Source organism: Paraburkholderia antibiotica (genome assembly GCF_012927125.1).
Lineage (GTDB): Bacteria > Pseudomonadota > Gammaproteobacteria > Burkholderiales > Burkholderiaceae > Paraburkholderia > Paraburkholderia antibiotica.
Map to the genome: position 1 here is coordinate 124,620 of NZ_JABBFZ010000007.1, position 19,618 is coordinate 144,237.

Annotated in this window: 20 protein-coding genes; 5 read left to right on the top strand and 15 right to left on the bottom strand. The window is 66.2% G+C overall.

The annotated features are described in order from the left end of the window. Positions 1–50: 50 nt before the first annotated feature. The 3 genes from HHL14_RS14605 to flgB form a co-directional block, all read right to left on the bottom strand. Positions 51–770 carry a flagellar hook assembly protein FlgD gene (locus HHL14_RS14605; RefSeq protein ID WP_169498327.1) on the bottom strand — a complete coding sequence of 240 codons (720 nt, stop codon included), beginning with the start codon at positions 768–770 and terminating at the stop codon, positions 51–53. A gap of 11 nt (positions 771–781) precedes the next feature. After that, complete coding sequence (flgC, locus tag HHL14_RS14610; protein ID WP_169498328.1) at positions 782–1,207, bottom strand: flagellar basal body rod protein FlgC; 426 nt, start codon at positions 1,205–1,207, stop codon at positions 782–784. A gap of 91 nt (positions 1,208–1,298) precedes the next feature. Further along, positions 1,299–1,796, bottom strand: coding sequence for a flagellar basal body rod protein FlgB (gene flgB / locus HHL14_RS14615; protein WP_169498329.1), 498 nt, complete (start codon positions 1,794–1,796; stop codon positions 1,299–1,301). 218 nt (positions 1,797–2,014) lie between these two features. On the opposite strand from flgB, the gene flgA reads away from it, so the two are divergent. The 5 genes from flgA to HHL14_RS14640 all read left to right on the top strand — a co-directional run bounded on the left by flgA (position 2,015) and on the right by HHL14_RS14640 (position 5,557). Next, complete coding sequence (gene flgA, locus HHL14_RS14620; protein ID WP_169498330.1) at positions 2,015–3,526, top strand: flagellar basal body P-ring formation chaperone FlgA; 1,512 nt, start codon at positions 2,015–2,017, stop codon at positions 3,524–3,526. A 228-nt stretch (positions 3,527–3,754) separates the two neighbouring features. Continuing rightward, positions 3,755–4,111 (top strand): flagellar biosynthesis anti-sigma factor FlgM, encoded by a 357-nt coding sequence (gene flgM / locus HHL14_RS14625; protein WP_169498331.1) that lies wholly within the window; start codon positions 3,755–3,757, stop codon positions 4,109–4,111. 94 nt (positions 4,112–4,205) lie between these two features. After that, positions 4,206–4,652, top strand: a complete 447-nt coding sequence (locus tag HHL14_RS14630; protein ID WP_169498332.1) for a flagella synthesis protein FlgN — start codon at positions 4,206–4,208, stop codon at positions 4,650–4,652. 315 nt (positions 4,653–4,967) lie between these two features. Further along, complete coding sequence (locus HHL14_RS14635) at positions 4,968–5,150, top strand: type II toxin-antitoxin system HicA family toxin (RefSeq protein ID WP_169498333.1); 183 nt, start codon at positions 4,968–4,970, stop codon at positions 5,148–5,150. Next, the gene (locus HHL14_RS14640; RefSeq protein ID WP_169498334.1) at positions 5,147–5,557 is read left to right on the top strand and encodes a type II toxin-antitoxin system HicB family antitoxin; all 411 of its coding nucleotides are present in this window, start codon (positions 5,147–5,149) and stop codon (positions 5,555–5,557) included. Before HHL14_RS14635 ends, HHL14_RS14640 begins: the two co-directional genes overlap by 4 nt. 36 nt (positions 5,558–5,593) lie before the next feature. Here the strand turns inward: HHL14_RS14640 and HHL14_RS14645 are convergent, their stop codons facing one another. The 12 genes from HHL14_RS14645 to HHL14_RS14700 all read right to left on the bottom strand — a co-directional run bounded on the left by HHL14_RS14645 (position 5,594) and on the right by HHL14_RS14700 (position 19,514). Beyond that, positions 5,594–6,328 carry an RNA polymerase sigma factor FliA gene (locus HHL14_RS14645; protein WP_169498335.1) on the bottom strand — a complete coding sequence of 245 codons (735 nt, stop codon included), beginning with the start codon at positions 6,326–6,328 and terminating at the stop codon, positions 5,594–5,596. 25 nt (positions 6,329–6,353) lie between these two features. After that, on the bottom strand, positions 6,354–7,223 hold the full coding sequence (locus tag HHL14_RS14650; RefSeq protein ID WP_169498336.1) for a MinD/ParA family ATP-binding protein: 870 nt from the start codon (positions 7,221–7,223) through the stop codon (positions 6,354–6,356). Further along, on the bottom strand, positions 7,216–9,300 hold the full coding sequence (flhF, locus tag HHL14_RS14655; RefSeq protein ID WP_169498337.1) for a flagellar biosynthesis protein FlhF: 2,085 nt from the start codon (positions 9,298–9,300) through the stop codon (positions 7,216–7,218). The genes HHL14_RS14650 and flhF overlap by 8 nt, the downstream gene beginning before the upstream one ends. Before the next feature lie 383 nt (positions 9,301–9,683). Then, positions 9,684–11,786: a flagellar biosynthesis protein FlhA gene (flhA, locus tag HHL14_RS14660; protein ID WP_169498338.1), complete on the bottom strand. Its 2,103-nt coding sequence runs from the start codon at positions 11,784–11,786 to the stop codon at positions 9,684–9,686. Beyond that, positions 11,783–13,009, bottom strand: a complete 1,227-nt coding sequence (flhB, locus tag HHL14_RS14665) for a flagellar biosynthesis protein FlhB (RefSeq protein WP_169498339.1) — start codon at positions 13,007–13,009, stop codon at positions 11,783–11,785. Before flhB ends, flhA begins: the two co-directional genes overlap by 4 nt. Before the next feature lie 174 nt (positions 13,010–13,183). Then, the gene (locus HHL14_RS14670; RefSeq protein WP_169498340.1) at positions 13,184–14,488 is read right to left on the bottom strand and encodes a DUF3443 domain-containing protein; all 1,305 of its coding nucleotides are present in this window, start codon (positions 14,486–14,488) and stop codon (positions 13,184–13,186) included. 14 nt (positions 14,489–14,502) lie between these two features. After that, positions 14,503–15,060: a DUF2844 domain-containing protein gene (locus tag HHL14_RS14675; protein ID WP_169498341.1), complete on the bottom strand. Its 558-nt coding sequence runs from the start codon at positions 15,058–15,060 to the stop codon at positions 14,503–14,505. Positions 15,061–15,571: 511 nt separating this feature from the next. Then, a complete protein-coding gene (cheZ, locus tag HHL14_RS14680; protein WP_169498342.1) occupies positions 15,572–16,282 on the bottom strand; it encodes a protein phosphatase CheZ in 711 nt (236 codons plus the stop codon). Between the two features lies 1 nt (position 16,283). Beyond that, on the bottom strand, positions 16,284–16,679 hold the full coding sequence (cheY, locus tag HHL14_RS14685; protein WP_169498343.1) for a chemotaxis response regulator CheY: 396 nt from the start codon (positions 16,677–16,679) through the stop codon (positions 16,284–16,286). 62 nt (positions 16,680–16,741) lie between these two features. Next, a complete protein-coding gene (locus tag HHL14_RS14690) occupies positions 16,742–17,830 on the bottom strand; it encodes a protein-glutamate methylesterase/protein-glutamine glutaminase (protein WP_169498444.1) in 1,089 nt (362 codons plus the stop codon). 5 nt (positions 17,831–17,835) lie between these two features. Continuing rightward, on the bottom strand, positions 17,836–18,561 hold the full coding sequence (cheD, locus tag HHL14_RS14695; protein ID WP_169498344.1) for a chemoreceptor glutamine deamidase CheD: 726 nt from the start codon (positions 18,559–18,561) through the stop codon (positions 17,836–17,838). Next, a complete protein-coding gene (locus tag HHL14_RS14700) occupies positions 18,558–19,514 on the bottom strand; it encodes a CheR family methyltransferase (protein WP_169498345.1) in 957 nt (318 codons plus the stop codon). The genes cheD and HHL14_RS14700 overlap by 4 nt, the downstream gene beginning before the upstream one ends. Between the last annotated feature and the right edge of the window lie 104 nt (positions 19,515–19,618).

Here is a 19,618-nt window from a genome sequence, read left to right on the forward strand (position 1 = left end):
CTGACTCCGTATCTGCTAAGTCGTAACTTGATTGATCTGGCCGCTGCCGCTCAGAGGATCGCGGCGACGCTCGTCAGGCCGACCGTCGAGCCGTTCGACAGCACGAGGCCCGGCGTGCCGCTGCTCTGCTGCACGACGCTTTCGACGGTCGCGCCGGTGAGCGTGGTGGCGGTTGCCTGCTGGCCATTGATCGTGCCGGTCGCGGTGATCGTGTAGGTGCCGTCGGCGAGCGTGTTGCCCGCCGAGTCGGTCGGCGTCCAGCCCACCGGGACCGTGCCGGCCGACTGCTTGCCGAGATCGATCGTGTTGACGATCGAGCCGGCCGAATTCTTCACGACGACCTGCAGATCGCTGACGTCGTTCGCGAGCGTGACACCGAACTCGCTCGCCTTGCCGCTCGCCACTGTGATCGAGCTTCCCGGCGCAAGCACGGTCGAGCCGATCAGCAGCGCGGCCTGTGACTGCTGGCCGGCCGCCAGTTGCGACGACAGCGACGATAGCGACGTGTTGAGCTGGCCGATGCCCTGCACCGTGCTGATCTGCGCGAGCTGCGAGGTCATCTGCGAGCTGTCCATCGGATTGGTCGGGTCCTGGTTCTTCAACTGCGCGACGAGCAGTTGCAGGAAGGTGTTCTGCAGATCGGTGGCCGACGTCCCCGAGCTGCTCGTCGAGCTGGTCGAACTCGAACTGCTGCTCGCGCCGTTCATCGTGTCGAGCAGCGTCTGCGAGACGGTCGTGCCGCTGCTGCCGATGGTGGTGTTGGTGGTCAAGACGGGTCTCCTCAGGTTCCGATCGTGAGCGTTTTCAGCATCAGGGTTTTGGCGGTGTTCAGCGTTTCGACGTTGGCCTGATACGAGCGCGAAGCCGAAATCATGTTGACCATTTCCTGCACCGGATCGACGTTGGGCAAGGTCACGTAGCCATTCGCGTCGGCGGCCGGATTGCCGGGCTCGTACGCGGTTTTCATCGGCGACGGATCGTCGACCACGCCGGTCACCTGCACACCGCCGACCTGCTGGCCTGAGCCCGAGCGCGCGCCGCCGAGCGGGCTCACCGCGAACACGACCTGCTTGGCCTTGTACGGCTGGCCGTCCGGGCCGGTCGTGCTGTCCGCGTTGGCGAGGTTCGACGCCGTCACGTTGAGCCGCTGCGACTGCGCCGACATCGCGGAGCCCGCAACACCAAAAATATTCATCAGGGATGGCATGTTTCCTGACCTCTCCTGCCGGTTCGCACCGGCTTCTCGTTAAGTCCCGTAGCGCTTCTGTACGTGTTCGTGCCGGCGTGCGATGACGGGCTCAGGAGCCCGACGTGATCGCCGCGAGCATCGTCTTGATCTGATTCGACACGGCCGTCATGCCCGATTCGAAATGCAGCGTGTTGTCGGCGAACTGCACGCGCTCGGTATCGACGTCGACGGTGTTGCCGTCGAGCGAGGGCTGCGACGGAATCCGGTATTGCAGGTTGCCGTAGTCGTCCGGGCTGCCGCCCGTCGCCGTTAGCGTGGCCTTGCCGCTCATGTGGCCGGGCTCGGTCGCGCTCATCGACATGCCGCTCGTCACGCCGGCCGGCTGCGTCATCGCCAGCGTCGAAGTGTTCGACGCGCCTTGGGCCGCCGTGCTGCCGCCGCTCTTCTTCAACGCGCCGGCGAGCGACGATGCGAAATCGACGTCGCGGGCCTTGTAGCCGGGCGTGTCGGCATTGGCGATATTCGACGACAGCAGTTCCTGCCGGTATGCGCGCACATCCATCGCCTGCCTGCCGAACGCGAATTCGGCGTCGAGTTTGTCCAGCATAGAAATCTCCCGAGAACGTTCCCGAGGCCTTTCGATGCCTGCGTCACGCACGGTGCGCGGCGAGTGGAAAGGCCTTTTTGCATGAGATGCATCTTATGGGCGGGGTGCAAGCGGCAATCGGACGAATAACCGGGAAAGGGGGCTTCTATTCGACGTTTGCGCGCGAGGGTCGCTCTCTAGAATGCAAGGCGTACCGATGCATTCGATGGAGAACCGTGATGAGCAGCCAGTCCACTTCCGCCTTGCCGCAGCGTGCGCAGCGCACGACGGTGCGTCGCGTGGGTGGAGGCCGGTTCGCGCGTCGGGCACTGCGTGGCTTCATGCGTGGTTGTGCGCGTTGTTTGACGCGGCTTATCGTCAACGTCGCGGTGTGGGTCGCGGGCGGCATCGTGCTACTGCCGACCACGAGCCAGGCGCAGGACGCGGGCGGCCCGATCGTGATCGCGGGACCCGGTGAGAAGAATCCCGCCGCGCTGAACGACCTCGTGCAGAAGATCCAGACGCCGGCGCAGCGCAGCGCGTCGGCGGCATCGCTTGCCGCGGCGACCGCGCAATCGCTGGGTCGCGCGCCGGCCCAGCGCGAGAACGATCCGTTCGCGCGCGCCGCGAACGCGACCGACGCGATCGTCATTCCGGGCAGCGGCGAAACCGCGCCCGCCGCGCCGACGATGATCCGCACCAACTTCAAACCGGACGCCAACGGCGTCGTGACGATTCCGCCGCCGGCCAACGCAGGGGCAGCAGGCGTGGCGCGCGTCAACGTCGAAACGGGCGCGCGCGCGGTGGTGCCGGTGATCGTGACACCCTCCTCCGGTCGCGCCAGCGATGCCGACGCCCGCGCGGTCGCCGCGAATGCGCCGCAAGGCGCCGGCTTCGACAGCCTCGCGTCGCGCGGCGAGCCGCCGGAACTCGGCGCGAACGGCAAACCGATCGCGACGGCGGGCGCGCAACCGCGCGCGGTGACGAGCACGGTGACAAGCGCGAGAATTCCGCCCGCGATGCTGCGCGCGGCCGCACCAGGCGTTGCACCGAAAAATCCGCCGACGGGCGCTGCGGTCGCCACAGCCGCTGCCGCCACCGTCGGCGCCACGCCCGCGCCGCTGCCCGGTCAGCAGGACCCCGAAGCAATTCACGCGGCAGCCCTCGCCTTCCTGCAGCAACAGGCGATCGGCCTGCCCGGCAAGGTCGACATCACCGTCGCGCCCGCGTTTCCGCGCGGCCTCGCCGCATGCTCGGCGCTCGCGCCGTTCATGCCGACCGGCGCGCGCCTGTGGGGCCGCTCGACGGTCGGCGTGCGCTGTGCGGGCGAGCATCCGTGGACCATCTATCTGCAGGCGCGCATCGCGCTGCACGCCACCTACTACCTCGCCGCCCGCGCGATGGCGCCCGGCGAGGTACTCACCGCCGCCGACCTCGTCGCACGCGACGGCGACCTGAGCGGTCTGCCGCAGGCGATCGTCACCGATCCGTCGCAGGCGGTCGGCTCGGTATCGCTGGTGCGGATCGCGGGCGGCATGCCGCTGCGTCGCGACATGCTGAGGAGTGCGTCGGCGGTGGCGATCGGCCAGACCGTGCGGGTCGTCGCGGCCGGCGACGGTTTCTCGATTTCGTCCGAAGGCAGCGCGATGAACAACGCATCGCCCGGACAGCAGGTGCGGGTGAAAACCGCGAACGGGCAGATCATCTCCGGCATCGTCAAGGACGGCGGCACGGTGGAAATCCAGATGTGAACGGGGTGGCGGCAAGCCGGCCCGCGGGCGCCCGGGTTTGCTCCGTGGCAACGCGGGCTGGGCACGCGGCGCTGGCCGAGTCGGCGGCGAACACGGCCGTTGATGCAGCGCTGGCGGTATTGAAGGGGGCGGATGGCCAGGCAAAGCCGGGCCAGGCATCGAGCGATTGCGCTAAAGTTTTGATCAACGCTTGCCGTTATCAGAATCAAATCGTTCAGGAAGCCAATCGTGAAAGTCGATTCCACCACCTCTTCGAATCTGCCGACGTTGAAAGACGCCCTGTCCCGTTCGCAGCAAAGCGGCGACGCCGCGCCGGCAGCCAGCGCCACGCAAGGCGCGAGCACGGCCACGTCGGCCGCGAGCACCGCGTCGGGCGACGCGAGCGTGAGCCTGTCGGGCCTGTCGCAGCATCTGCGCAGCCTTGCCGCATCCGGTTCGGCCGACATCGACACGGCGCACGTCGAGTCGATCAAACAGGCGATCAAGGACGGCACGTTGCAGATCGACTCCGGCAAGATCGCCGACGGCGTGCTGCAGACGGCACGCGACCTGTTGCAGAACAAATCCTCGTCGAACGGCAACTGAGCGGCGCTTCGCCGCGCGGTGACTGGCCGGGCGACGTCCGACCAACCCGGCTCGCGTGTACATCGCGAGCCGCCGCGCGTAGCGAGTTGTGGACATGAAAGACGCTCTGGTTGCCACCCTGATCGAAGAATATTCGACCGTCGAGGCGTTCGCCTCGATCCTCACCCTCGAAACCAGGGCGCTGACGGCGGTATCGCCGCTCGAGCAGTTGCCTGCGATCGTCGAGAAGAAGACCGAGCTGATCGGCGTACTCGCGAGGCTCGAAGCCGCGCGCGACGCGCAACTGGCCGAACTGGGCTTTCCGGGCGGCTGGTCCGGCATGGAGCTCGCGGCGAACACCGACACGCGCGTCGCGACGCAATGGAAGCTGCTGCAAAAAGCGGCCGAGCGCGCGCGCCGCGCGAACACCAACAATGGCGAGTTGATCCGTGTGCGCATGGACTACAACCAGCGCGCGCTTAAAGCGCTGCAGGTCAATGTGCCGCGCAAGACCAACCTGTACGGGCCCGATGGGCGCATCCCGGCGCAATCGGGACTTTGAGCGAAGCGTTTTTTGCCCGGCTGCAACCGCAACTAACGCAGTAGCCGCAACAGGATTGATGGAAAGGCCCGTTATCGACGGGCCTTTTTTCTTTTTGGTCGCCGGCTTTTCACCTCCGTTTTTGACTGCCCACCCTCTTCCTTCCAGCCTGCGTTAGCCATCCGGCTAGCTAGCGCAGAGCTATCTCCTCACGTTGAAATAACGACTTCACCGAGCTTTCGCCGCTGCCTCGATTTCGACGTTGCAGCACGCCGACAGGCGAATCTCGCCTCTGGAAATGTTGTGTAGTCGTGTGTATGATGGAGGGTAAGATGTATGAACAGCGCAGCAGTCGTCAAATTGATTCAAGCCAATGGCTGGCAGCTCGTGCGAATTTCGGGCAGCCACCATCATTTCCGGCACGCGGAAAGACGTGGTCTCGTGACCGTCCCGCACCCGAAAAAGGATTTGCCGGCCGGCACCGTGAACAGCATTCTGAAACAGGCGGGGCTCAAATGAAGCATCTGATCTTCCCGATCGCCATCGAACCCGGAGACGGCACCCACGCGTTCGGCGTGGTGGTGCCCGACATCCCGGGTTGCCACTCCGCGGGCGACACACTCGAAGAAGCGTTCGCGAACGCGAAGGAAGCGATCGAATCGCATCTCGATACTTTGCTGGACGAAGGATTGCCGCTGCCCGAACCGGGCACGCTGCAGGCGCATCGCGACAATCCCGAATTCGCGGGTTTTGCGTGGGGGTTCGTGACAACGCGCAATATCCCGGCGTTGAAGAAGGCGATCCGCATCAACATCTCGCTGCCCGAAGTTCTGGTTCTGGAGATCGACGCGTATGCGACCGCGCGCGGTATGTCGCGCTCGGCTTTTCTCGCGCTGGCCGCCGAGCACGAAATGGCGCAGGCGTAACGAACGGCGTGCAGCGGGCGGGCCGCCGCGGCGGCTTCAGTTCGCTTCCGCGTTCGCCCAGGCCATTTCACGCAACCGCGTGCGCAGACGCGCCACGGCCTGGCTATGTAGCTGACACACGCGCGATTCGCTGACCTCCATCACCGCGCCAATCTCGCGCAGGTTCATGCCGCGCTCGTAGTACAGCGACATCAGCAGCTTCTCGCGTTCCGGCAGCCGGTCGATCGCCTCGACGAGCGCCGAACGCAGGCTGTCGTCGAGCAACGCCGAGAGCGGATCCGAATGATCGACGCAGTAGCGGTCCAGAAACGGCTCGTCGTCGGCGGAACGGTCGAAATCTTCGTAGTAGATCAACTGGCTGCCGTGCAGGTCCTGCAGCATCGACTGATATTCGTCGAGCGGCATCTGCAGATGCTCGGCGATCTCGGCTTCGCTCGCCGAGCGGCCGAGGTTCTGCTCGACCTTGTGCACCGCCGTTTCCACTTCGCGCGAAGTGCGCCGCAAGCTGCGCGGCAGCCAGTCGTTGCTGCGCAGCTCGTCGAGCATCGCGCCGCGAATCCGCTGGCTCGCATAGGTTTCGAACTGCGCGCCCTGATCTTCCTTGTAGCGGCCGGCGGCATCCAGCAAACCGATCATGCCGGCCTGAATCAGATCGTCGAGATCGACGCTCGCCGGCATTTTCGCGACCAGCTGCAAGCCGAGTCGACGCACCAGCGGTGCGTACTTCGTCAGAACTTCGGCCTGAGAGATCTTTCCCTGAGCGTTGTACATCGTGCTCCCCTTGTCCGCGGCGCCTTCAGGCGTGCTGCGCGGACGGTTGGTCGGCGTGGTGCGCCGCTGTAACTGTCGCAGGCGCCCGCCAGGGCGTTTGCGACGACATCGCTGGCCGCATCGGCCAGTACTGCAATTCGGCGGCGAGGTGGCGCAAGTCGCGCGCGGCCGGCGTCGACGGAAACGCGTCGACCACGCAGCGCGACAACTCCAGCGCCCGCGCCATGCGCACGTCGGCGGCAATGCAGCCGGCGTCTTCGAGCGCCACGCTCAGGTAGCGGCTCGCCACGCCGGCCAGATTCGCGAACGCGGCCTGCGCGTCGTGCACGCTTTGCACGTGATTCGCGAGCACGCGAAACTGCGCGAGCGCATGCGCGTAGTGCAAGCGCTTCATGCACGCATACGCTTCGGTGATTGCCTGGGCCGACACGCGCGTGACGATCATCACGTCGTGCGCCTGCTTCGCGAGCTCCGACAGGTGGCTCTGCTCGTCGAGTTGCGCGTCGATCAGCACGATGTCGGCGGAACCGCCGAGCAACACGCTGAAGTCGGCGGCCGTGTGCCCCTCGCGGTTATTGCGCGAGGCGGCCAGTACCGAAAAGCCGAGCGCGTGACGCGCGGCGGCGAAGTCGACCGGAATTTCGCCGCGCATCGCCGCCGCGAAATTGCCGGCGCCGCGCAAACCGCCGAGCATCACGCTCACCGAGCGCTCGCCCACGCACTCGTCGATCACGAGTACGTCCTTGCCCTGCTGCGCGAGCGCCGCGGCGAGATTGACGGCCACCGTCGTGCTACCGACGCCCACCGCCGCTCCCGTCACCGCGATCACGCGAGCGCCTTTGCGCGCGAGCATCCGCCGCAGTCCTTCCGCCTGATCCGACACGACCTTATCCAAAGCGAACCTCGTGCAGCTCGGCGGTCGAACGGGCGGACAGCGCGGACAGCAACGCGGGAATGTCGTCGTCCTGCGGCACGAACGGCGAGTGGTCGCGCGGAATGCAGAACGCGCTCTTGATCAGGAATTTCTTCGTCGCGACGTACAGGTTCTCCGGCACCTTCTGTCCGGTCGATACGTAATGCACCGGCAGCTTGTAGCGGATCACCGTGTCGAGCACGCCGCCCAGGTTGGTCGCTTCGTCGAGCTTGGTCACGATGCAGCCGGCGAGCGGCTGCTGGTCCGGCGCGCGCTGATAGGCCTGCACGACTTCGTTCAGCGTGTCGCCGTGGCTCGTCGCGTTCAGCAGCAGCAGGCGCTGCACCGGCTGGCCGGCACGACACAGCATCGCGATCTGGTCGGACACGAGGCGGTCGCGCTGGCTCATGCCGATCGTGTCGATCAGCACGATGTGCTTGTTGCGCAGCTCGGAGAGCGCGAGTTGCAGATCGGCACTGTCCTTTACCGCATGCACCGACACGCCGAGAATCTTGCCGAAAATACGCAGCTGTTCGTGACCGCCGATCCGGTAGCTGTCGGTCGTCAGCAGCGCGACTTTGCTCGCGCCGAAGCGCATCACGCAGCGCGCCGCGAGCTTCGCGGTGGTGGTGGTCTTGCCGACGCCGGTCGGGCCCATCAGCGCGAACACGCCGCCGCGCTCCATCAGCGCGTCTTCGTTTTCCATCACCGGCAGGTTCGACGCGAGCACCGAGCGCACCCAGTCCATCCCGCCGTCCATCGTGTCGACGTCTTCGGGCAGGTTGTCGACCATCATCTGCACGAGTTGCGCGGAGAAGCCCGCCGCGAACAGATGCTTGGTCAGCTCGGCGCGCGCCGGGTTGCGGCGCTGACGCTCGCCCCACAGCAGGCCCGCGAAGTGCTCTTCCATCATGCCGCGCATCGACGACAGCTCGTTCATCACGGTGTCCTTGACGACCTGCTCCATGCGCACCTTGATCGCTTCGGCGACGGCGGCCGGCGTGCGGGTTTCGTCGGTCGCGGACGGCACCGGCGCGATCTTCTGGGCGGCGCGGCGCGCGGCGGCTTCAGCGGCCTCGCGCGCCCAGTCGGGGGTGTCGATCACCGGCGGCACGGCGGTCGGCCGAACGCCAGCCTCGCGCACGTCGATCGCGCTGCCGAGGCCGCGCGCGGTCGCAACCGATGGCGTCATCGCCGCCGGCCGCGCGCTGTATTCGCCGCGCTGTTGCTGCTGTTCGGCGGCGATGCGACGCGCGTGATCGATCAGCCACGGGTTCGATTCGGCCATCGTGCGCGGCGCGGCGACATCGATCGAAGCGGGGGCGGGCGGCACCGGCACGCCGGCGGCCTTCAGCAGATCCGCGCGAATGTCTTCCGACAGCCGCGTCGCTGCGGCACGCGCGCTCGAACCGGCCGGCGCGTTGGCTGCACTGGACGACGGTTGGCTTGCGGTGGAGGCGTTGATGCTTGCGGTGCTTGCGGACGTCGTCTGGACCGTCGCGTGGTCGAGCGGATTGCCGGGCAACGCGGTCGTCGGTGCGGACAACGGGTTGAGCGCGGCCTGTGCGCCCAGATGGATCGCCGGATTCATGGCGGCCTTCGGCGCTTGCGTCGCCTGCGTCACTTTCGGCGCGACAGAATTCAGCGCGGCGCTCGCGGCGGCCGATGCTTCGTGAGCCGGGGCCTCGACGGAATGAGCGATGGCATGAACAGTGGAATAAGCCGCGCCTTCCCCCGCCAGGTTCGTCGCCCCATTCGCCGGCATCGCCTCGCCCCCCGCTTCCGGGCTCGCGCCGAACACCGACGAAAACACGTCCGGCATCCCGCTCGCGTACGGATTCGTCGGCATCGCGGAACCGCCGCGCAACGCCGCCGCGCTTGCGCCTTCGCGTGCCTTCGGCGTGAGTGCGGCGAGATCGCTGTCGGCGAGCGCGACGATTTCAGCGCTGCCATCGTCCATCGTGCGATTCGACAGCACGACCGCATCGGGGCCTAGTGCTTCGCGAACGAGCCGCAACGCATCGCGACTGGTAGCACCGACAAATTTACGAATGTTCAAACTAGACCCCCGATGAGGTAGACGGACTGACGGACCGGCAATACACCGCTTCCCATTGAGATCAATTATTGCGAAAGGCGTCGGGCGACGATCGATGGATAAAGACCGTTAAAGGTGGGTAATTCGCGCGATGGACACCGCGCCGACATCTGCTTCGAGCAGGCTACGAAGCGCACTTTCATGAGGCCGGACGCGCGTGCGGCGAGCCTCGCGAGGCCACTCACCGCGGTGCAAAAAGCTGCTCGCCAATGTGGCCGCCAAAACAGTTGCCAAAGCCGCCGCCCAAACAAAAACCGGCGCCCCACTGGAGCGCCGGTCGGCGATTTTTCGGTAAGCCTTGCGAGTCGGCCGCGCATCATGCGAGCCGATCTCCGCGAGCACGCTCAGCCGTGCGCGCCGATCACATTCACCACCTTGACGTTGCGCGTATCGGGCACTTCCGCATACGACAGCACCTTCAATTGCGGCAGGCTGCGGCGCAGGAAACGCGCGAGCATCGGCCGCAACGCATGCTGCACGAGCAGCACCGGCGAGAGGCCGAGGTTCTGCTGGCGCGTCATCGCCTTCTGCGTTTCGATGAGCAGCGTATTCGCGAGCCCCGGCTCGAGTCCCGGGTTCGGCCCGGTCGACAGCGCCTGCGACAGCACCCGTTCGAGGTTCGCGTCGAGCCCCATCACCTGCATGTCGCCGATGCCCGGGAACCACTGCTGCGTGATCGCGCGGCCGAGCGCGAGCCGCACCGCCGCGGTGAGGTCGTGCGGATCGGTGATCTTCGCGGCGTGCTCGGACAGCGCTTCGAGAATCGTGCGCAGATCGCGGATCGGCACGCCTTCTTCGAGCAGGTTCTGCAGCACCTTTTGCAGCGTGGTGAGCGGCAGCAGCTTCGGCACCAGATCGTCGACGAGCGACGGCGTGTCCTTCTGCATCCGCTCGATCAGCGACTGCACCTCGCGGCGGCCGAGCAGCTCCGATGCATGCGTGACCACCAGGTGATTCAGATGCGTCGCGACCACGGTGCTCGAATCGACCACCGTATAGCCGTACACCTGCGCCTGTTCGCGCAGATTCGTATCGATCCAGATCGCCGGCAGGCCGAACGCCGGGTCCTGGGTCGGCGTACCCGGCAGCGCGGCCGATACCTGGCCCGGGTTGATCGCGAGCCACTGGCCCGGATACGCTTCGCCCGCGCCGACCTCGACGCCCTTCAGTGCAATCCGATAGCCGTTCGGCCGCAATTCGAGGTTGTCGCGAATATGGATGACCGGCGGCAGGAAGCCGATTTCCTGCGCGAATTTCTTGCGGATGCTCTTGATCCGCTTCAGCAGCTCGCCGTCCGAATTCTTGTCGACGAGCGGAATCAGCCGGTAGCCGACTTCGAGGCCGAGCGTGTCGATCATCGTCACGTCGTCCCAGCTTGCCTCGGTGTTCTCGATCGGCGCCAGCGCGGCCGGCGTGACGTCGACCAGCGCCGGCGCATTCTTGCGCTCCTCGCTGCGCTTTTTCATTGTGCGGCCGAGCTGGACCAGGCCGCCGCCGAGGATCAGAAACGCGAAGTGCGGCATGCCCGGAATCAGGCCCATCAGCACCAGGATGCAGCCGGCGATCATCAGGACGCGCGGGTTCGTGAACAGCTGGCCGGTCAGCTGCGTGCCGATGTCTTCGTTGGTCGCGACGCGCGACACGATCACGCCGGCCGCCGTCGAAATCACCAGCGACGGAATCTGCGCGACGAGACCGTCGCCGATCGTCAGCAGCGTGTAGTTCTTGCCCGCCGCCGCGAAGCTCATGTCGTGCTGGACCATCCCGACGATCAGCCCGCCGATGATGTTGATCACCATGATCAGGAGACCCGCGATCGCGTCGCCGCGCACGAACTTGCTCGCGCCGTCCATCGAGCCGTAGAACTCGGCTTCCTGCGACACCTCCGCGCGGCGCTTGCGAGCCTGCTCTTCGTTGATGAGGCCCGCGTTCAGATCGGCGTCGATCGCCATCTGCTTGCCGGGCATCGCGTCGAGCGTGAAGCGCGCGGACACTTCAGCGATCCGCCCCGCGCCCTTGGTGATCACCATGAAGTTGATCACCATCAGGATGATGAACACGACGATACCGACCGCGAAATTGCCGCCGACGAGAAAGTGGCCGAACGACTCGATCACCTGGCCGGCCGCGTCGGGTCCGGTATGACCTTCGAGCAGCACGATCCGCGTCGACGCGACGTTCAGCGACAGCCGCAGCAGCGTCGAGAACAGCAGCACGCTCGGGAACGCGGCGAAGTCGAGCGGCTTCATCGTGTACATGCTGACGAGCAGCACCATCACCGACAGCGCGATGTTGAAGGTGAACAGCAGATCCAGCAGGAAAGGCGGCAACGGCAGAATCATCATGCCGAGGATCATGCAGATCAGCACCGGCCCGGCGAGGGCGCGCAAATTCGTGCTGCTCAACGCATCCGGCCGTCGGCCGAGGAATCCGGCGCGAGCGTTCATGCGGAGGCTCCGTTGGTAGAGTTGTTGGCGTCGTCGTCGCGATTCGGGTCGAGCGTGTCGGCGGCTTCCTCGGCGGCGTCTGCGTCCGACACGCCGCCCTGGTCGAGTTCGGCGGGCACGTCGAGATCGGTCGGCGCGACCGGCTTTTCGCCGCCTTCGGTCTTGAAGCGGCGCAGCTGGTACACCCACGCGAGCACTTCGGCGACCGCGCCATACAGCGGCCCCGGAATCTCGCGATTCAGATCGACGTTGTGATAGAGCGCCCGCGCGAGCGGCGGGGCTTCGAGTAGCGGCACGTTGTTTTCGGCGGCGATCTCGCGAATCCGCGCGGCCACGAGGTTCACGCCCTTCGCGACCACCCTCGGCGCGCGCATCTCGCCGTCCGTGTATTGCAGCGCGACCGCGAAGTGAGTCGGGTTCGTCACCACCACGTCGGCCTTCGGCACCTGCGCCATCATCCGGCGCCGCGCGATCGCACGTTGCTGCTGACGAATCTTGCCCTTGATGTGCGGGTCGCCCTCGCTCTCGCGATGCTCGCGCTTCACTTCTTCCTTGGTCATGCGCAACTTCTTGTGGAAGGTCCACAGCTGGTACGGCACGTCGAGCGCGGCCACTGCGAACATGCCGGCCACCGTCATCCCGCAGCACACCGCGATCAGATGCACGGAGTTGGCGAGCGCGAGATCGAGCGGCTGGGTCGCGAGCGCGAGGATTTCCTCGCGGCGATTCCAGATCGCGGTGCCGCCGATTATCCCGACCACCAGCGTTTTCGCGAGCGACATGCCGAGCTGGATCGGCCCGTTGATCGAGAACATCCGGCTGAAGCCTTCGATCGGGTTCAGCCGGTTGAATTTGGGTTCGAGCCCCTTCGCCGATAGCTGCCAGCCGCCGAGCGCCATCGGCGCGAGCAGGGCTGCCGCGCCGGTCAGACCCAGAACCGGCAGCAGCGCGTAGAGGCCTTCGCGCGCGGCCGCGCCGGCGCCAGCCAGCACGAGACTGGTGTCGAAGGTGCTCGCGTGATTGAACGTGAACGACGCGCGCAGCATGTTTTGCAGATGCTCGCCGATGTGACCGGACAGGCCCCAGACGCCGTAAAAGCCGGCTGCGAGCAACGCGAACGTCGACAGCTCCCGCGAACGCGCGATCTGCCCTTCCTCGCGCGCCTTCTGCAGGCGCCGGGGAGTGGCTGATTCGGTTTTTTCGAGGTCGCTGTCCTCTGCCACAAAGCTCTCCAGTCGGCCGAGGCACGGCGCCTCTTTCCAGTGAGAGCGATTATTCCCGCTCGACGCAAGCGTCGATCGACGGATAAAGGCGGGGAAACGGGGGTATTTCGGCGGATGACCGCAGAGCCCGCGCGCGCTCGCGCGGGCTCTGCGGCATCGGTTCGACGCGCGGCTTCAGTAGCCGACGTACGGAGACGGACCGCCGCTCGCGGTCTGGTCGAGGTGGTAGTACACGTGGCGGCCGTAGAAGAACGGCAGCCCCAGATCGAAGCTGTTGCTGCCGATCTGACCGGCGAGGTCGTTGAACGCGTAGTTGCTGGCGTTGCCGAACAGGGTCTGCGCGCTGAGGATGCCGATGCTTGCGCTCGTCGACACGTTGTTCAGGCCGACCAGCGTCAGTGTGCGGGTCTGCGCCGACGCCGGACAGTAGAAGCCGGAGTAGTTGCTGCCGCACTGCGCGAGCGAGCTGTCGGTGAAGAAATAGCCGTTCGAGCCCGAGTCGAGGAACGCCTGCACGGTCGTGCCGTTGAACACGCTGTTGTTCAGGTCGCCGTACGCGTCGGTCGTGAAGGTCTGCGACGCGGCGAGCGCGTTATTCGACTGCGTGCCGATACCGAACACCAGCGTGCCGGTCGCCGACGCCTGGCCGGCGTTCGAGATCGGCGGCATCATGACGATCACGCCGTTGTTGTCGACCGGGAAGCTCGCGACCGGGTTGGCCACCTGCTGCGCGAGGGGCACCGCGGTGCGCGTGCACGACGTGCCGCTCGGGCACGCGAAGTAGTTGCTGTAGTTCGCGGCGGTGGCGGCGTTCACGCAGGTCGCGCCGCAGTCGGTGGGCGCGGTGCCGATGCCGAGAATACCGTTCGCGCCGAGATCGGCGACCGTGTTCTCCGCCGAGCCGCTGCAACCGCGCGACGGCACGGTGCTCGCCGCCATATCGCCGATGATCTGCAGCGGGATGCTGGTGGTCGTCGTTTCGCCGCCGACCGTCACGGTCGCGGTGCGCACCGAGCCCCACGTGTAGCCGTCCGCGAAGGTCGCGCATTCGGCGAGCTGCGCGCCGCTGCCCGACAGCGTGCTGACCGGCAGCGCGCCGATCAGCGACGAATTCAGCACCGAGCCGACCACGCGCAGCCCGAACGAGCCGGTGTCGACCTGGATGTTATTGATGGTCTGGCAGTTGCCGGTCGAGCCGGGCGCGCAGATCGTCACGCTGACGGTCGGAATATTGATGACACCGTTCACGCCCTGGCCGACGGTGATCGCCACCGCGTTGGTGCCGTTCGCGGCGATCGGTTGCTGGGTCGGGCTGGCCGGCAGCGAACCGCCGTTCAGCGGGTCCGACGAACTGTTGTTCGACCCGGAATCGTTGCTGCCGCCACCGCCGCCGCAGGCAACCAGCGTCGCCGCGAGCAGCACGGCCAACGCGGCCTGCAGCCAGCCCTTGAGTTTCACGCTCGTGTGCATGGTTCGCATCGTCGTCCTCGCCGTTACTGGATGTCGGAACTGCTGACGCCCGAGGGCAGCGCCGACGGCAGCCATGCGACGCCGCTGAACGCACCCATGTGGCCGCCCGAGTGCACCACGAGTCCGCTCTGCTCGACGCTGACCGGACCGCGCACATTGCCGCGCGCCGCCTTCGTGGTCTTCACGCCGGCGACGTACTGCGAGAAATAGCTGCCGAGCAGATCGTTCAGGTCGGGCATCTGCGGACCGTGCCACGCGATGCCGAACACGGCGCCGCCGGTGGTCACATATTCGCGCACCACGGTGCCGTTGCCGTACGTGGTCTCGCGCACCGTGTAGGAGGAAGAGGTCGACGACGTGGATGAGGCAGACGATGCCGCGCTCGATGCGGAGCGCATCACGCTCTGCGTCGCGCCGCTCGTGGGCTGAACCACGCGCGACGACACCGAGGCGTCGGACGGCGGCGTCATCGGCGTGCTGCCGAGTGCCGCATAGGCGGACTGCGTGGCCGTCAAAGCCCACAGCGAACACGGTAATACCAGCGCCGTAAGGAATCCGGCGCGACGTACGCAACTCCACATGACGATGCTCCTCCCGAACTGCGGCGCGCTTCGCGGGTAGCGCGAAGTGGCCACATGTAGGCAGATGATACGGCACCGCCGCGCCCGCGCCCCTGGGGAGTCTCCCTCACCGCGCGAACGCCCGGCGCTGCAATGGTGGGCGCCGTACCGCTTCAACCCGGTAGTATGCCTGCGGTTCATGACGCTCGACAGAACGCGCGCCCGCCCGCGCGGCTTACCGTCTCTTACCGGTGAGGGATTGTCTGAAAGCGCTGCGTTTGGGGTGAGTCGAACGCGTGTTTGGAACGCGCGGCGTGGCGGAGGAGAAGGTAGCAACGCAGGCAACAGCGAAAGCAGCGGATGAAACGCGCAGCGGCGAGACGGCAAAGCGCCGAAGGAAATGGCGGGAGGAAATCGCCGGCGCAAACCGGCGAAGCACGGCCGGCACGCGGAGAAAAGCGAGCGGCAAAAAAACGGACCGCGGCCCGCGGACCGCGAAAGAAAAAAAGCCCGGCGCATCCGCCGGGCCGTCTCAGAAGCCGAGGCTCGCGAGCAGATCGTCGACCTGCGACTGATCCTGCATCACGTCGGCCTTGCCTTCCGGATTGATCTGCGGACCGTTGAGCAGATGCTCGGGGCTGCCGGTCGGCGACACTTCGGCCTTGAGCGCCGCCGCGTTCGCCGCGAACTGCTCGCGCCGTTCGAGCGCGATGTTCTCGACCAGCACGCCGAGCAGTTGCTGCTCGATCAGATAGACGACGTCGGTGATCTTCTTGATCACCTGGCCGGTCAGATCCTGGAAATCCTGCGCGAGCATGATCTCCATCAATTGCGCATTGGTCGCGCCGGTCGATTCGGGCACGCCGCGCAGGAAGGTACGCGTGTCGTTCATCAGCGCGCGCACTTCCTCGCGCTCGATCGGCGCCGCGTACCACTGCTCCCAGCGGGCATCGAGTTCGCCGGCGTCCTTGTGCAACTGCTCCTGGATCGGCTTCGCGACGTCGATCGCCGACAGCACCCGCTCGGCGGCCTGCTCGGTCATGTCGGCGATGTACTTCAGGCGATCGCGCGCATCGGGCACCGCTTCGGCCGCGCGTTCGACGTGCTTGTCGAGTCCGAGCTCGCGCATCGAATCGCGCAGCGTGCGCGTCAGTTGACCGATGCGGGCGAGGATGCGGTCCGACGCGAAGTCGCCGCTCTCGTGGGCCGCTTCGGCACCAGGCGTTTGGGTCGGCGGCGTCACGTCAGCTCCCGGCTTTCGCCATCTTCTCGAGAATCTTGTTGAGCTTCTCGTCGAGCGTCGCGGCCGTGAACGGCTTGACGACGTAACCGCTCGCGCCGGCCTGCGCCGCCGCGATGATGTTTTCCTTCTTCGACTCGGCCGTCACCATCAGCACCGGCAGGTGCGTGAGGTGCGCGTCGGCGCGGATTTCCTTGAGCATCGCGAGACCGTCGAGGTTCGGCATGTTCCAGTCGGAAATCACGAAGTCGTAGCTGCCGCCGCGCAGACGCGCGAGACCGGCCTGGCCGTCTTCCGCTTCGTCGACGTTCGAGTAGCCCAGTTCCTTCAGCAGGTTGCGGACGATCCGGCGCATCGTCGGAAAATCGTCAACCACCAGAATCTTCATTCCCTTATCCATTTGTTTCCCTTTGCTTGATCCATGATGCGGCTCGGCGCCGCGTCAATTTTTTTCGGCCCGCATCAGACCCGCTGAACGCGCTCGCCCATCGACGCCAGACGCGCCATCACGCGTCGGCTCATGTCGGGCAGCGCGGCGATCTCGTCGGCCGCACCGAGCGCGATCGCCTCGCGCGGCATGCCGAACACGATGCAGCTTGCTTCGTCCTGCGCCAGCGTGTACGCGCCGGCCTTTTTCATCTCCAGCAAACCGGCCGCGCCGTCGCGCCCCATGCCGGTCAGAATCACGCCGACCGCGTTCTTGCCCGCATGCTGCGCGGCCGAGCGGAACAGCACATCGACCGACGGACGATGCCGGTTCACCGGCGGGTCGTCGGACAGATGCGCGATGTAGTTCGCCCCGCTCCTCGCGAGCAGCAGATGCGCGTGGCCCGGCGCGATATACGCGTGACCCGGCAGCACACGTTCGCCGTGCTCTGCTTCTTTAACGGTAATACGACACAAACCATTGAGGCGTTGCGCGAAAGATTTGGTAAAGCCCGGCGGCATGTGCTGCGCGATCAACACCGCGGGTGCATCGGGCGGCAGCGGCACCAGTACTTCGCGAATCGCCTCGGTGCCGCCCGTCGATGCACCGACGATGATCAGCTTCTCGGTACTCACGAGCGGGTTGTTGAACAGCGGCGCCGCGCCGAGCGACGCATGCGCGGCGGGCGTTGCCGCATGCTGCGCGGACGCGGCCTGGCGCACGCGCGCGCGGGCCGCCGCGCGAATCTTGTCGGCGAGTTTTTCCGAGTACTCGAGCATGCCGTCGCGAATGCCGACCTTCGGCTTGGTCACGAAATCGACCGCGCCGAGTTCGAGCGCGCGCAGCGTGATTTCGTTGCCGCGCTCGGTCAGCGACGACACCATCACGACCGGCATCGGCCGCAGCCGCATCAGCTTCTCGAGAAAGTCGAGGCCGTCCATGCGCGGCATTTCGACGTCGAGCGTCAGCACGTCCGGGTTGTGCTGCTTGATGAGCTCGCGCGCGACGAGCGGATCGGGCGCGGTCGCCACCACCGTCATATCCGGCTGGCCGTTGATGATCTCGGTCATCAGGCTGCGGATCAGCGCCGAATCGTCGACGCACAATACCTTGATCTTTTGCACAGCGCTCACGCCTCCTCTGTGGTTCTGGCGTTGTTGGAATAAATCGGGCGCGGGCTCGCGCCGAACAGTTCGATCCTCGGTCGCGCCGGTGCGGATGCGGCTTTCGGCGAGGCGAACAGTTCGACCCGTTTGCGCGCCGCCGCGAGCCGCTCGGCGCGCGCTTCGGCGCTTTGCCGCACGAGCGCCTGCTCGCGCTCGGCGACGCCCGCTTCCTGCTGCAAGCGCAATTTCTTCACCATCACCTGACCGGAGCGCGGCATGAACGCGACCTTGCGCGGATGCGAGCCCTGCAGGTCCTCGGCGATGATGCGGATCTTCTCGGTGGCCAGATAGCGGCGCACGAATTCCGAATTGCGATCGCCGATGTTCATCGTCGTCATGCCGGCGAGCACCGCGCCGCCGCCGAACACCTTGGCCTCGAAACGCTCGCGCCGGCCGCCGGCCTTGATCAGTTCGTTGATCAGTACTTCCATCGCGTACGCGCCGTAGCGCATCGAATCCGACGCGGCGTGCACGACGTCGGCGCCATCGTCGGGCAGCATGAAGTGATTCATGCCGCCGATGCCCGCGGTGCGGTCCTGGATGCAGGCCGCCACGCACGAGCCGAGCACCGTCACGAGCACCATGTCCTCGTGCGTCGTGTAGAACTCGTTGGGCAACAGCTTCACGCCGGGGCGCTGGAAGTGGTTGTCGTAGTACAGATTGGAGGCGATCGGCAACGCGCTGCTCATGCCACCACCCCGCTCGGTTGCGACGCGGCAGTCGCGCGCGACGAAGTCCGGGCACCGCCGCCGTCGCGCGTCAGTTCGTAGACGGTCTGGCCGCGCAGCCGGAACGCCTGCGTCACGTACGTGAAATTCTCCGAATGACCGGCGAACAGCAGACCGCCCGGCTTCATCAGCGGCTCGAAGCGCGTGAGCACCTGCGCCTGGGTCGGCTTGTCGAAATAGATCATCACGTTGCGGCAGAAGATCGCGTCGAACTGCGTGCGCAACTGGTAATCGCGATCGGTCAGGTTCAGCTGTTCGAAGCGCACCAGCGCGCGCACTTCGGGCCGCACCTTGACCATTCCCGCATGCGCGCCCGTGCCCTTCAGGAAGAAGCGCTTCAGACGCTCGGGCGACAGATGCTTGACCTGGTCGAACTGGTAGACGCCGGCTTCGGCTTTAGCGAGCACCTGGGTGTCGATATCGGTCGCGAGCACCGACGCCTGGCGCGCGCCGCTCTCGCCGAGCGCTTCGATCAGCGTCATCGCGATCGAATACGGCTCTTCGCCGGTGGAAGCCGCCGAGCACCACACCGACACCGGCTGCGCACGACGCGGCACGAACTCGGCGAGGATCGGAAAGTGATGGGCTTCGCGGAAGAACGCGGTCAGGTTGGTGGTCAGCGCATTGGTGAACGCTTCCCACTCGGCCGGATCGTTTTCCGCTTCGAGCAGATCCAGATAGTGACGGAACGTCTCGAGGCCGCGCGCGCGCAAACGGCGCGCGAGGCGGCTGTACGCCATGTCGCGCTTGTGGTCCGACAGCGAAATACCCGCCGCGCGATGAATCAGATCGCGGATGCGGGCGAAATCCGCCGGCGTGAATTCGAAATCGCGTCCCGTTTCGGCGGACCTGGCCGGCTCTGTCCGGTCGGATGCCGCGCGTGCGGGGTGTCGAGGTGCGCGCGTTGCCATCATGAGCATTCCTGCCTGCAATAGGAGCCATCCTGCTTGCCGCCCAGCCAGCCGGCCCGGGAGGAAGGAATCGTCTTCGCGGGGTCGCGCCATCCCGCGAATGTCGT

Excerpts from the sequence above, each read along its gene's own strand:
- flgB (WP_169498329.1), bottom strand. The coding sequence starts at position 1,796 with ATGCTGGACAAACTCGACGCCGAATTCGCGTTCGGCAGGCAGGCGATG.
- HHL14_RS14700 (WP_169498345.1), bottom strand. The coding sequence starts at position 19,514 with ATGATGGCAACGCGCGCACCTCGACACCCCGCACGCGCGGCATCCGAC.
- HHL14_RS14670 (WP_169498340.1), bottom strand. The coding sequence starts at position 14,488 with ATGCGAACCATGCACACGAGCGTGAAACTCAAGGGCTGGCTGCAGGCC.
- cheY (WP_169498343.1), bottom strand. The coding sequence starts at position 16,679 with ATGGATAAGGGAATGAAGATTCTGGTGGTTGACGATTTTCCGACGATG.
- HHL14_RS14630 (WP_169498332.1), top strand. The coding sequence starts at position 4,206 with ATGAAAGACGCTCTGGTTGCCACCCTGATCGAAGAATATTCGACCGTC.
- flgC (WP_169498328.1), bottom strand. The coding sequence starts at position 1,207 with ATGCCATCCCTGATGAATATTTTTGGTGTTGCGGGCTCCGCGATGTCG.
- HHL14_RS14645 (WP_169498335.1), bottom strand. The coding sequence starts at position 6,328 with ATGTACAACGCTCAGGGAAAGATCTCTCAGGCCGAAGTTCTGACGAAG.
- flhA (WP_169498338.1), bottom strand. The coding sequence starts at position 11,786 with ATGAACGCTCGCGCCGGATTCCTCGGCCGACGGCCGGATGCGTTGAGC.
- HHL14_RS14675 (WP_169498341.1), bottom strand. The coding sequence starts at position 15,060 with ATGTGGAGTTGCGTACGTCGCGCCGGATTCCTTACGGCGCTGGTATTA.
- HHL14_RS14640 (WP_169498334.1), top strand. The coding sequence starts at position 5,147 with ATGAAGCATCTGATCTTCCCGATCGCCATCGAACCCGGAGACGGCACC.
- flgA (WP_169498330.1), top strand. The coding sequence starts at position 2,015 with ATGAGCAGCCAGTCCACTTCCGCCTTGCCGCAGCGTGCGCAGCGCACG.
- HHL14_RS14635 (WP_169498333.1), top strand. The coding sequence starts at position 4,968 with ATGAACAGCGCAGCAGTCGTCAAATTGATTCAAGCCAATGGCTGGCAG.
- cheD (WP_169498344.1), bottom strand. The coding sequence starts at position 18,561 with ATGAGCAGCGCGTTGCCGATCGCCTCCAATCTGTACTACGACAACCAC.